Origin of the sequence: Aquicoccus porphyridii (genome assembly GCF_008369105.1) — a bacterium.
In the GTDB taxonomy this organism is placed as follows: domain Bacteria; phylum Pseudomonadota; class Alphaproteobacteria; order Rhodobacterales; family Rhodobacteraceae; genus Aquicoccus; species Aquicoccus porphyridii.
On the sequence record NZ_VINQ01000001.1, the window covers coordinates 423,321 to 435,768 of the forward strand.

At 64.0% G+C, this 12,448-nt stretch carries 13 protein-coding genes; 2 read left to right on the forward strand and 11 right to left on the reverse strand.

Annotated features, from left to right (window positions below; all coding sequences use genetic code 11):
* From FLO80_RS02095 to iscR, 9 genes are all read right to left on the reverse strand, one after another.
* Complete coding sequence (locus tag FLO80_RS02095; RefSeq protein ID WP_111361994.1) at positions 1-597, reverse strand: Yip1 family protein; 597 nt, start codon at positions 595-597, stop codon at positions 1-3.
* Positions 594-1,076 (reverse strand): YIP1 family protein, encoded by a 483-nt coding sequence (locus tag FLO80_RS02100; RefSeq protein WP_111361993.1) that lies wholly within the window; start codon positions 1,074-1,076, stop codon positions 594-596. The genes FLO80_RS02095 and FLO80_RS02100 overlap by 4 nt, the downstream gene beginning before the upstream one ends.
* Entirely contained in the window at positions 1,076-2,389 is a 1,314-nt protein-coding gene (locus FLO80_RS02105; RefSeq protein WP_111361992.1) for a SufB/SufD family protein, read from the reverse strand. Before FLO80_RS02105 ends, FLO80_RS02100 begins: the two co-directional genes overlap by 1 nt.
* Complete coding sequence (gene sufC / locus FLO80_RS02110) at positions 2,386-3,144, reverse strand: Fe-S cluster assembly ATPase SufC (RefSeq protein ID WP_111361991.1); 759 nt, start codon at positions 3,142-3,144, stop codon at positions 2,386-2,388. Before sufC ends, FLO80_RS02105 begins: the two co-directional genes overlap by 4 nt.
* Before the next feature lie 83 nt (positions 3,145-3,227).
* Complete coding sequence (locus tag FLO80_RS02115; RefSeq protein ID WP_111361990.1) at positions 3,228-3,740, reverse strand: hypothetical protein; 513 nt, start codon at positions 3,738-3,740, stop codon at positions 3,228-3,230.
* Positions 3,741-3,866: 126 nt separating this feature from the next.
* On the reverse strand, positions 3,867-4,073 hold the full coding sequence (locus FLO80_RS02120; RefSeq protein WP_111361989.1) for a hypothetical protein: 207 nt from the start codon (positions 4,071-4,073) through the stop codon (positions 3,867-3,869).
* A gap of 61 nt (positions 4,074-4,134) precedes the next feature.
* Positions 4,135-5,658 carry a Fe-S cluster assembly protein SufB gene (gene sufB / locus FLO80_RS02125; RefSeq protein WP_111361988.1) on the reverse strand — a complete coding sequence of 508 codons (1,524 nt, stop codon included), beginning with the start codon at positions 5,656-5,658 and terminating at the stop codon, positions 4,135-4,137.
* A 28-nt stretch (positions 5,659-5,686) separates the two neighbouring features.
* Positions 5,687-6,730, reverse strand: a complete 1,044-nt coding sequence (locus FLO80_RS02130) for a cysteine desulfurase family protein (protein WP_111361987.1) — start codon at positions 6,728-6,730, stop codon at positions 5,687-5,689.
* The gene (gene iscR, locus FLO80_RS02135; RefSeq protein ID WP_111361986.1) at positions 6,727-7,215 is read right to left on the reverse strand and encodes a Fe-S cluster assembly transcriptional regulator IscR; all 489 of its coding nucleotides are present in this window, start codon (positions 7,213-7,215) and stop codon (positions 6,727-6,729) included. The genes FLO80_RS02130 and iscR overlap by 4 nt, the downstream gene beginning before the upstream one ends.
* 194 nt (positions 7,216-7,409) lie before the next feature.
* Here iscR and FLO80_RS02140 point away from each other — a divergent pair, with 194 nt between their 5' ends.
* On the forward strand, positions 7,410-8,063 hold the full coding sequence (locus FLO80_RS02140; RefSeq protein WP_111361985.1) for an alpha/beta hydrolase: 654 nt from the start codon (positions 7,410-7,412) through the stop codon (positions 8,061-8,063).
* Positions 8,063-8,314, forward strand: a complete 252-nt coding sequence (locus FLO80_RS02145; protein ID WP_111361984.1) for a hypothetical protein — start codon at positions 8,063-8,065, stop codon at positions 8,312-8,314. The genes FLO80_RS02140 and FLO80_RS02145 overlap by 1 nt, the downstream gene beginning before the upstream one ends.
* A gap of 72 nt (positions 8,315-8,386) precedes the next feature.
* Here the strand turns inward: FLO80_RS02145 and FLO80_RS02150 are convergent, their stop codons facing one another.
* Both FLO80_RS02150 and mfd read right to left on the reverse strand, forming a co-directional pair.
* Positions 8,387-8,983, reverse strand: coding sequence for a GNAT family N-acetyltransferase (locus FLO80_RS02150; protein ID WP_342781694.1), 597 nt, complete (start codon positions 8,981-8,983; stop codon positions 8,387-8,389).
* Positions 8,980-12,447, reverse strand: coding sequence for a transcription-repair coupling factor (gene mfd, locus FLO80_RS02155; protein WP_111361983.1), 3,468 nt, complete (start codon positions 12,445-12,447; stop codon positions 8,980-8,982). The genes FLO80_RS02150 and mfd overlap by 4 nt, the downstream gene beginning before the upstream one ends.
* Position 12,448: the final 1 nt, after the last annotated feature.

Here is a 12,448-nt window from a genome sequence, read left to right on the forward strand (position 1 = left end):
TCAGATGCCCCCTTCGGCACTCGCCCCGATCAGGAGCAGAAAGAACATAAGCCCCATCACCAGCAGGAAAAAACTCAGGATCATCACGCCAACCGCGCGCATCCGGCTGCCAAAGCCATGCGCGGAATCGATGAACACGACCAGGATAAACAGCATCCAGATGCTGGCCACGAACCCGGCCATTTGGGCCAGCCCCGGCAGAACAACCGCCAGAATGGTCAGCGAAACCTGAAGCCCCACCTGCACCAGCTCGATCCATGCCATCACCGCCAGCATATCGCCCAGCTCGGCCTTGCCGCCAAGCACCCGCCCGGCCCACAAGAGCACAAAGACCGAGATCACCAGCCCCCCGGTGACGAAAATCGCCAGCAGGCCGGGCGAAAGAAACACCGGCGGCATCGCCTCGACCGCCTCCGGCGCGGGCGGAAACAGCTGCATATTGATCGAAACCACCAGCGCATTGAGCACCGCCGCCAGAACGACCGTCATCCAGAGCACCTGGTTCGACACCGAACGGCGAATCGCAAGGATCGTCGCGGCCGCTTCGTTCGGGGCCAGGAACGTGCTCTTGGCAAGGTTTTGAAAGTCGATCGTCATGTTCCCCTCCAGCCAGCGGCCATACCCGACACCCAAAACCACAAAAACACCGCCAACCACAAGGCCCCGACCAGCGTGAGACCGGGCCCGGGGCCGACAAAACCCGCCACCAACCCGTTGAGAAGAATGAGCGGCGTCGAGGCCAGAAGCGCCCAGAAAAGCGCCATGCGCGCGTCATAGGGCGATAAACGCGCGCCCATCGCCCGCGCCACCAGCCACGCAACAAAACCCAGCCCGTAAAACAGCAGCGGCGCGATGAAGAGCCACGCCATCAACGCCCCGCCCAGCAATTCGCCCAGGGCCTCCCCCGCCAGGTGCGCCTCGCGCGCAAGGCGCGGCCATTGCGCGATGAACACCACCACGCAGGCCCCCATCAGAACGGCAAGCGCGCGATCTTCGCGCGGCCCTGCGGCCAGATGCCGCCGCACCACCTTTCGCGGTCCACGATAGGTGGCCGCTATGTCGCCCAGAACCGACATCAGCCGCGCCGACGCGCAAGCCACCCTTCGAGTCGCATGGTGATCTCTTCGGCCAGTCGCTCGTCTTCGATCTCGTCCACCGCCTCGGCAAGGAACGCCAGCGTCATGAGGTCGGTCGCTGGCCCTTCCTCGATCCCGCGCGAGCGCAGGTAAAAGAGCCCCTCCTCGTCGATCGCCCCCGAGGTCGAGCCATGCGAACAGGCCACGTCATCGGCATAGATTTCCAACTCCGGCTTGGCGAGGAACTGGCTGTCTTCATCGAGCAGCAGGGATTGCGATTTCTGGTAGCCATCGGTCTTCTGCGCACCCGGCTTGACAAGGATCTTGCCCTGGAACACGCCCGTCGCCCCGTTGCGCAGCACCTTCTTGAAGACCTGACGGCTCTCGCAGGCAACCGCGTCATGGGTGATGAACACCGTGTCGTCATGCAGGAAATCACCGTCACCGAGACAGGCCCCGGCGACATGCGCCATGGCATCATCGCCGGTGAACTCGACCACGCATTCATTGCGCGTCAGCTTGCCATTCACCGTCAGGGTGAAACTCTTGAGCGCCGATTCCGCGCCCAGCCGGGCAAAGATATGTGTGCCCGCACGGCGCTGGTGGTCGCGGCCCTGCGCGCGCACATGGTGAAACGACGCGCCATCGGCAATGTCGACTTCCAGAACCTTGTTGAGCCGCGCCGCCGCCGGACCGTTCTCCAGAAGGGTCAGGTTGGTGCCTTTCTCAAGCCGCACAACGTGATGCAATATCGCGTCGGACGACTCGGATTCATGGCGATAGATCAGGCTCACGGGTTTTTCCGCCCGGCCTGTGACCCGGATCAACACCCCGTCCTCGGCAAAGCCGGTGTTGAACGCCGCCAGGGGGCGTTCGACCGGGCTCTGCCCCCGCGCCTCGAGCACGCCAAAAACCTCGCGTGCCCAGTGGATGTCGGCCTTTGCCGCATCGGACAGGCGCTCGATCTCGACCCCGGCAAGGTCGAGCGGATCGGATTCCGCCGCGTTGAACACGCCATCGACGAACACGATCTTCAGCCGGTCAATCCCGTCAAAGACCGGCGCTTCGTCATGCGCGAACACCTCGGCCACCGGCACCTCTTCCTGCACCAGCGTGTCGGGCCGGGTGAATTTCCAGTATTCGTCGCGCCGCCCCGGCAGACCCATTTCGCGCAGCCGGGCCAGCGCCGCCTGCCGCGCCTCGGTGGCCCAGACACCGCCCTCGGGCAGCGCAAGCCCCTGCAACCGCTCTTCCGTCGCGGCGAGCTTGGCCTGTTTCAGTTGCGCCCGTTTCGACTGCACCTGTGCATTCATGCCGTCACCTCGGCCTTGATATCGGCATAGCCGTTCTCTTCGACCTCGATCGCCAGTTCCGGCCCGCCCGACTTGATGATCCGCCCGTCGGACATGATATGCACCACGTCGGGTTTGATATGGTCGAGCAACCGTTGATAATGGGTGATGACAAGGAACCCGCGCCCGGCATCGCGCAGCGCGTTCACCCCGTCCGCAACGAGCTTCATCGCATCGACGTCAAGCCCGCTGTCGGTCTCGTCGAGAATGCACATCTTGGGCTCGAGCATTGCCATCTGCAAAATCTCGTTGCGCTTCTTCTCGCCGCCCGAAAAGCCCACATTGACCGGCCGCTTGAGCATCTCGGCGTCAATCTTGAGATCCTTGGCCTTCGCGCGGATCAGCTTGAGAAAATCGGTGGCGTTCATCTCCTCTTTCCCGCGCGCCTTGCGCTGCGCGTTCACGGCGGTGCGCAGAAAGGTCATGTTGCCCACGCCCGGAATCTCCACCGGGTACTGGAACGCGAGGAAAAGCCCCAGCGCGGCGCGCTCCTCGGGCTCGAGGTCGAGAAGATCCTCACCATCGAGCGTCGCCGATCCATCGGTCACTTCATATCCCTCGCGGCCCGACAGAACATAAGAGAGCGTCGATTTTCCCGACCCGTTCGGCCCCATGATGGCGTGCACGCGTCCCGGCTCGACCGTCAGGTCGACGCCTTTGAGGATTTCCTTGTCCTCTTCTTCGAGTTTGACCCTCAAGCCCTTGATTTCCAACATATCGCGTTCCTTTTCTTGTCACATGCCAAGACCACCGCCCAAGGGCAGCGGTCCGGCGCATCCGGTTGTTTCAAATGAAGATGTCAGCCCAGCCGGAAGCTTGCGCCCCGAAACTCGAGCGTATTGGGTTCGGTCGTGGCCCGGATCTCGCTGACCCATTGCGGCGAGAAGATCTTGGCCCATTCGCCCGGCGCCATATGCACGAGGTTGTGCATCGTCGTCATCGCCAGCGCGATCCCCATGACCGAGGCCAGCAAATGGCGCTTGCGCATGAGGTTGAACAAGAGTGCCGACAGCATGGCCAGCCCCAAAGCCAGCATCGCCTGCGCGGCCAGCTCGTAGTCCGGCTGCGCGAAGGCCTCGGGCAGCCCGCCATAGCGAAACAGCGCCAGCCGCGCCCCGACCAGCGACACCGCCCCCAGCCCAAGAGCGATCGGCATGGTGACAAATCCCGCCGATCGGCGCCGCGCCACCTTGTGCCGCACCTCGCGTTTCAGACCATCGCCCGCGTTGAAAACCTGCGCGCGCCCCGCGCCCTGCTTCTCGATCCGCTGCAAACGGTCCTGAAAATCGGTTTGTCCCTGTGCCACCGCCATGCTGAATCGCCGTGTCCCTGTTCGCTCCCAAGACGATCAGTGGCCGCCAATTGGGGCAAAGCCGAGGCAACACCGTGCCATTGCGCGGCCAATCACGCCAGGCGTGGGGATATGCGCACGCCTTGGTCATCGCCCCGGCACCAACCGCAGGACCAACACCGACAAAAGACGCCCGCCCACGACGCCCAAAACGACCGCGACCACCGGGTTGAGCTGCTCGGCAGGGTTCATCTGCACCCAGAGCATGCCGAGAAACCCGCCCAGCACCGGAAGCGCATAAGGCAGCCATGACAGAACCCTGTCACGCACCGATATATCGCCCCGCTCATCCACGGCGGTCCCCTTTCCCTGCTTGCCTGTTGCGGATCATCCGCGCCACTCCCGGTTCGGTGGTCTAGCCCACCGACCCTTCGAGCGAAATCGCGACCAGTTGCTGTGCCTCCATGGCAAACTCCATCGGCAGCGCCTGAAGCACCTCGCGGGCAAAGCCGTTCACGATGAGCGCGACAGCCTCTTCCTCGTCCATGCCGCGCTGGCGGCAATAGAACATCTGGTCGTCATCCACCTTCGATGTGGTCGCCTCATGCTCGACCCGGGACGAGTTGTTCTTGACCTCGATATAGGGCACCGTGTGCGCGCCGCATTTGTCGCCGATCAAAAGACTGTCGCACTGCGTATAGTTCCGGCTGTTCTTGGCCTTCGGGTGCATGCTCACCAGCCCGCGATAGGTGTTCTGCGCCACGCCTGCGCTGATCCCTTTCGAAACGATGCGCGAGCGCGTGTTCTTGCCCAGGTGCACCATCTTGGTGCCGGTATCGGCCTGCTGGTGGTTGTTGGTGATGGCGATCGAATAGAACTCGCCCTGGCTGTCATCGCCGCGCAGGATGCAGGACGGGTATTTCCACGTCACGGCGCTGCCGGTCTCGACCTGCGTCCACATGCATTTCGCCCGGTCGCCCCGGCAATCGGCCCGCTTGGTGACGAAATTGTAGATCCCGCCCTTGCCGTTCTCATCGCCTGGATACCAGTTCTGCACCGTGGAATATTTCACCTCGGCGTCTTCCTCGACGATGATCTCGACCACCGCGGCATGAAGCTGCGCGATGTCGCGCTGCGGCGCGGTGCAGCCTTCGAGATAGGACACGAACGACCCCTTGTCGGCAATGATCAGCGTGCGCTCGAACTGGCCGGTATTCTCGGCATTGATCCGGAAATAGGTCGAAAGCTCCATCGGGCAGCGCACCCCCGGCGGCACGTAAACGAACGAACCATCCGAAAACACCGCCGAATTGAGCGTGGCATAAAAGTTGTCGCTCACCGGCACGACCGAGCCGAGGTATTTCTTGACCAGCTCGGGATGCTCGCGGATCGCCTCCGAGATCGAGCAGAAGATGACGCCCGCCCGCTTCAATTCTTCCTGGAAGGTGGTGCCAAGGCTCACCGAATCGAACACCGCGTCGACCGCGACCTTGCGCCCTTCGGCCGGGGCCTCCTCGGCCCCCTCGACCCCGGCAAGGATCATCTGCTCCTTGAGCGGAATACCCAGCTTCTCATAGGTCGCCAACAGCTTGGGATCGACATCGTCAAGCGATTTGGGCTTCACTTCCATGCTCTTCGGGCGGGCATAGTAATACTGGTTCTGAAAGTCGATCTGCGGATAATCGACCATCGCCCAGTTGGGTTCTTCCTTCTGGAGCCAGCGGTCATAGGCTGCCAGCCGCCATTCGATCATCCATTCCGGCTCCTCGTTCTTCTCCGAGATCAGCCGCACGATATCGGGGGTCAGCCCCTTGGGGGCATAATCCATCTCGATATCGGTTTCCCAGCCGTACTTGTATTTCTCGCCCAAGCTGCGGACGGCCTCGACAGTCTCCTCTTCGACCCCGTCCTTAACCTGCGGTTCTTCAAGAGTGGCCATCAGTTTGCTCCTTCCGTCCTGTTCGCTCTCACGCCGCCCTGGCGCGGAATTTCCTGTAGGCTGCGCACCATGCATCGGCAAAACGCAACACGTCGTCCTTCGTCACATCGGGGTCCAGCGACACCCGGATCGCCGATCCGGCCACGGCCCCGTCAAACCCCATCGCACCCAGCACGCGGCTGGCGCGCACCTTGCCGCTCGAACAGGCCGATCCTGCCGAAATCGCGAACCCGGCGAGGTCCATCTGCATCACCTGCGTTTCCCCTTTCCAGCCCGGAACGGCGAAACAACTCGTGTTGGGCAACCGCACCGAGTCTTTCCCGACAAAAATAGTCTCATTTACGGCGGCTGCAATAGATGACTCTAGAATATTTCTAATTTTAGAAACCTCTTCCCACCGTCCCGCGGCCACGTCGCGCGCGGCAGCCTCGGCCGCGGCGGCAAAGCCCGCGATCCCGATCAGGTTCTCGGTGCCCGCCCGGCGGCCCATCTCCTGCCCGCCACCGCGCAACACCGGGTCAAGGTCGATCCCGCGCCGCATCACCAGCGCGCCAATGCCCTTAGGACCGCCCAGCTTGTGCGCCGACACGATCCCGGCCATCGCCCCGCTGCCCAGGAAATCGAGCGGCAGCTTGCCAAGCGCCTGCGTCATGTCCGACACGGCCAGCCCCTCGGGCAATACCTGCACCACCCCGGTCTCGGAATTGGCCAGTTGCAGCGTCGCCTGCGCCGGATCGGCGATGTGCACCCGCCCCGCGCCGTCCACCGGCAGGCTGTCATCGACCCAGGCCCCCACCGCGTCATGCTCGATCGCCGCGCCGTGCAAACCGCGCCCGCGCAGCGCCAGCGCCGCGGCCTCGGTCGCGCTCGACGTGAACACGATCTCGGCCCCTTCGGCACCCATCGCCCGGGCCAACCCGGCCCGCGCCCGCTCGATCAGCGCCTTGGCCGCGCGCCCCTCGGCATGCACGCTCGACGGGTTGCCCACAACGTCCATCGCGCGGCTCATCGCGTCACGCGCCTCGGGGCGCAGTGGTGTCGTCGCGTTATGGTCGAGATAGACCCGCATCACGCCTCGGCTTCTGCGTCGGCTTCGCCGCCATCATCCACCACCGCGAACAGCCCCGGCACGGCCGGGCATGGCGCCAGGTCGTTGTTGATCACATCCGACAGCCGTGTCTGGTGCAGGAAAACATAAACATGCGCCGACAGCCCTTCCCACAAGCGGTTGGTCACCGATTGCGCCCTTGAACCCGACAATCCCCCCGACGCACCCGCACCCTTGTGCATCGCGTCCACCGTCTCGTCCACCGCGGTCAGAATATCGACCACCCGGATCTCGGCCGCCGGCCGGCCGAGGCGATATCCGCCCCCCGGCCCGCGCACCGACTCGACCAGCCCGGCACGGCGCAGCTTGACGAAAAGCTGCTCGAGGTAAGGCAACGAGATATCCTGCCGCCGCGACACATCCGACAGCGTCGACAGCGTTCCGCCGGGCTGCAACGCGATATCCGCCAAAGCAACCATGGCATAACGCCCCTTGGTGCTGAGTTTCATGCGTCTTCTCCCTTGCCATGACCGGCATTCATGCGCGAATTCATTGACCTTGCGCAGGCTTCGCACTATCCCGCAATCTGATCAAGCGGCTTGCGGCCCATGCTCTTCGCTGCTTGAATTAGAATTGTTCTAATCAGTCCGAGCAATTTCGTCAAGATTGTCGCGGACCGCTGCGAAGGAAGTAAACAAACCAAATGCCCGAGGTTATCTTTCCCGGACCCGAAGGCCGCCTTGAAGGCCGCTATCATCCCCAGCCCGAACGCGACGCCCCGATTGCCATCATCCTGCACCCGCATCCGCAATTCGGCGGCACGATGAACAACAAGGTCGTCTACAACCTGCATTACACGTTCCACCGGCTCGGGTTCACCGTGCTGCGCTTCAATTTCCGCGGCGTCGGGCGAAGCCAGGGCGAATATGATCAGGGCGTGGGCGAATTGTCCGACGCCGCCTCGGCGCTCGATTATCTCCAGTCGATGAACCAGAACTCGAAACATTGCTGGGTCGCGGGCTTTTCCTTCGGGGCCTGGATCGGCATGCAGCTCCTGATGCGCCGCCCCGAGATCACCGGCTTCGTCTCGGTCTCGCCGCCCGCCAACATGTATGATTTCTCCTTCCTCGCGCCCTGCCCCTCCTCGGGCCTCGTCATCAACGGCACCGGCGACCGCGTGGCGCCGCCCGCCGACACCACCGCGCTGGTCAACAAGCTGCACGAGCAAAAGGGCATCACCGTCACCCATACCGAGGTCGAGGGCGCGGGTCATTTCTTCGAGAACGATCACATGGACACGCTGACCGAAACCGTCAGCGACTATGTCAAACGCCGCCTGACGGAAAGCACCCGCTGATGTCCTCGACGCTTGAGAAAATCGCCTCGGACCTTGCCGACGACACCATCGCCATCATGCAGAAAACCGGCGACGACCGGCTCCATTTCGAAGTCGCCAAGGTGCTCGGTTCCTCGTCCCAGACCCTCGAAGAAGCCTATCTTCACGAGGTTCGCGTGCGTCTCGCCGGCAGGGCAGCCAAGGCGTTTCTCAAGGACAAGATCGCAAAACTCGCCGCCGGGGCGAAATCCGGCGGCGCCCCGGATCAGTGATCCGCGGCGATCCGCTCTTCATCTTGCCAGAAATACTCTCGCCGAAGGCGTCCCGCCCCCCGCAATGACCGATCAGCGCAGGATCGGCACATGCGGCGCGGCGCTTTCGGGCAGATGCCCGCTCAGCCGCGGATCGCGCAGCACCTCGACCTCGCGCCGCACCGGCTCGAATCCCGACCGGCGATAGAAATCGAGCGCCTGCGGACTGTCGAGCGTGCAGGTATGCAGATGCACCCGCCCCACCCCTTCGCGCCACGCCCGCTCCAGCGCGCGGTTCATCAGCCAGCGCCCCGCGCCCTGCCCGATCGCCGCGCGCGCAAGGCCAAAGAACGCGATCTCGCACTCCCCTTGCACCCTGAAATCGAGCTCCAGCAGGCCCAGCTCCTCGCCATCGCGCAGCGCCACGTAAACCTCGACCGCCGGATCGTGCAGCACCGCCAAAAGCGCATCCTCACCGATCATCAGCCGCGAAAACCACATCCAGTCCTCGGCGCCCACCTTGCGAAAGAGCGCCCGATACCATTCCACATCCGGGCGCTCGACAAGGCGCAATTCCAGCCCGGCCTCGCGCTCGGGCCGCGCGTCCACCGGCGCACGCATCTCGAGATAGGTCACCACCGTCGCCACATGCCCTTGCGGCACCGCGTGAAATCCCGCCTCAAGCATCATGTCGCCTTCCTTTTCGCCTCGTCCTTCACCTTCGCCGCAAGGTCGCGCGCAATGGCAAAGGCACCCTTGATCTTGTCGCTGTCGCGCTTCCAGTCGCGGCGCACCACGATCTTGTTGTCGCGCACCTTGGCCATCCCGCGCTGATCCTCGATGAACGCGACCAACCCCTGCGGGCTGGCAAACTTGTCGTTGTGGAACTGGATCGTCGCGCCCTTCGGCCCGCCATCGAGCTTGGAAATCCCCGCGCGCTTGCACATCTCCTTGATCCGCACCACCAGCAAGAGCGTGTTCACCTCCTTGGGCAGTTTCCCGAACCGGTCGATCAATTCCGCGGCGAACCCTTCCAGCTCGACCTTGTCATGCATCCCGCTCAAGCGGCGATAGAGCCCCAGCCGCACATCGAGATCAGGCACGTAATCCTCGGGGATCAGCACCGAAACACCAAGGTTGATCTGCGGCGCCCATTGCTCGTCCGCCTCGGTCAGCCCTTCCAACTCGCCCGCGCGGATCTTGGCAATCGCCTCTTCCAGCATCGACTGGTAAAGCTCGTATCCCACGTCGCGCATCTGGCCCGACTGTTCCTCGCCCAGCAGGTTCCCCGCGCCCCTGATATCGAGATCCTGAGAGGCCAGCGTGAACCCCGCGCCGAGCGTGTCGAGACTGCCCAGAACCCGCAGCCGCTTTTCCGCCGCCGGGGTCAACGGCGTGCGCGGCCTGGTGGTGAGATACGCATAAGCCCGCTGTTTCGACCGCCCGACCCGCCCGCGAATCTGGTAAAGCTGGGCCAGCCCGAACATGTCGGCGCGATGCACCACCATCGTGTTGGCGGTCGGGATGTCGAGCCCCGATTCCACGATCGACGTGGCCAGAAGCACGTCGTATTTGCCATCGTAAAACGCGTTCATCCGATCGTCGAGCTCACCCGCCGCCATCTGCCCGTGGGCCACGACGAACGTGACTTCGGGCACCTGTTCGCGCAGGAATTCCTCGATCTCGGGCAGGTCCGAAATGCGCGGCGCGACATAGAAACTCTGCCCGCCCCGGTAATGCTCGCGCAACAGCGCCTCGCGGATCGTCACCGCGTCGAACTCGCTCACATAGGTGCGAATGGCCAGCCGGTCGACCGGCGGTGTGCCGATGATCGACAGATCCCGCACCCCCGACAGCGACAGTTGCAGCGTGCGCGGAATCGGCGTCGCGGTCAGGGTCAGCACATGCACATCCGACTTGAGGCTCTTGAGCCGCTCCTTGTGGCCAACACCGAAATGCTGTTCCTCGTCCACGATCAGCAGGCCGAGATTGGCAAACCGGATGTTCTTGGCCAAAAGCGCATGCGTGCCGACCACGATATCGACCGTGCCTTTCGACAGCCCCTCGCGCGTAAGGTTCGCATCGCGCGCTGAAACAAAGCGCGACAAGGGCCTGACATTGATGGGAAATCCCCGGAATCTCTCGGCAAAACTCTGATAATGCTGGCGTGCCAGCAACGTGGTGGGCGCGATCACCGCGACCTGCACGCCCGACATGGCGGCAACGAACGCCGCGCGCATCGCCACCTCGGTCTTGCCGAACCCCACATCGCCACAGATCAGCCGGTCCATCGGCCGCCCCGCCGTCAGGTCGTCCAGAACATCGCCGATCGCGCGCAACTGGTCGTCGGTCTCCTCATAAGGAAAGCGCGTCGCGAACTCTTCCCATGCGTGGTGCTGCGGCTCCATCACCGGGGCCTTGCGCAACTCCCGCTCGGCCGCCACGCGGATAAGCCGGTCGGCCATCTCGCGGATGCGCTGCTTGAGCTTGGCTTTCTTGGCCTGCCACGCGCCCCCGCCCAGCCGGTCGAGAAGCCCCTCTTCATGGCCGTATTTCGACAACAGCTCGATATTTTCGACCGGCAGGTAAAGCTTTGAGTTTTCGGCATATTCCAGCACAAGGCACTCATGCGCGGCCCCGGCGGCGGTGATCACCTCAAGCCCCTGGTAGCGCCCGATCCCGTGATCGACATGCACCACCAGGTCGCCGGGCGAAAGCGCCTGCGCCTCGGTCAGGAAATTCTCCGCCCGCCGGGTCTTGCGGGTCTGCCGGATCAGCCGGTCGCCCAACACGTCCTGCTCGGCGATCACCGTCAACCGCCGCTTGTCCTCCTGCGGCGCCTCGAACCCCTGTTCCAGCGGCCAGACGGCAAGGTGCAACCCGTGCTTGCCGATGCTGCGCGCATCGCGCACCGTGACCGCGCCGATCATCCCCTCGTCGTCAAGCAACCCCTCGATCCGCTCGCGCGCACCCTCGGAATAGGACGCGATCAGAACCGGCCCCTCGGCCATTTTTACTTCAACATGGTCTTTCAGAACACTGAAAAGGCTCACGTTTTCAAGTTTCCGCTCGGGTGCGAAATTGCGCCCGATCCGCCCGCCCGCATCGACCACCCCCGGCCCCGTCGCCTGCGGCAGGGCGTGAAACTGCACCACGCGATGCCCCTCCACCGCGCGTTCCCACGCGGCCTCATCAAGGTAAAGCTGGTCGGCCGGCACCGGTTTATAGACACTGTCGCGCCGCGACCGGTCGGCCATCGCGATGCGCCGGGTCTCGTATTGATCGGCAACGCTCTCCCACCGCGCCACGCGCTGCGGCCCGACCCCGTCATCAAGCGTCACCGCCGCCCCGGGCAGATAGTCGAACAGCGTCTCCAGCCGCTCGTGAAAGAACGGCAGCCAATGCTCCATCCCCGCCTGCTTGCGCCCCGCGCTCACCGCTTCGTAAAGCGGATCGTCACTGCCGCCCGCGCCAAACTCGATCCGGTAATTCTGCCGGAACCGCCGGATCGCCGCCTCGTCGAGGATCACCTCGCTCACCGGGGCCAGCTCCACCATGTCGAGCTTTTCCACAGTCCGCTGCGTCACCGGGTCGAACCGCCGCGCCCCGTCGAGCACATCACCAAACAGATCGAGCCGCACCGGCCCCGCCTCGCCGGGGCTGTAGATGTCGATGATCCCGCCGCGAATGGCATAATCGCCCGGCTCCATCACCGTGGGCGCCTGTGAAAACCCCATCCGCACAAGGAAATCGCGCAGCGCCGCCTCGTCGAGCCGATACCCCACCCGCGCGGTGAACGCCGCCTCGCGCAGCACCTCGCGTGCCGGCACCCGCTGTGTCACCGCGTTGAGCGTGGTCAACAGCACGAACCGCCCCGGCATCCCGTGCACCAGCCCCGCCAGCGTCGCCATCCGCGTGGCCGAGATGTCGGCATTGGGCGACACCCGGTCATAAGGCAGGCAATCCCAGCCCGGGAACCGCACCACCGGCATGTCGGGCGCAAAGAACCGCAGGCTGGCCGCCATCGCCGCCATCCGCTTGTCGTCGCGCGCCACGTGGCAAACCGGCCCACCGCGCGCCAACTCGTCGAGAACCAGCCGCGCATCGAACCCTTCGGGCGCACCGCCCATCGTGATATGCATGGATCTGCTCATG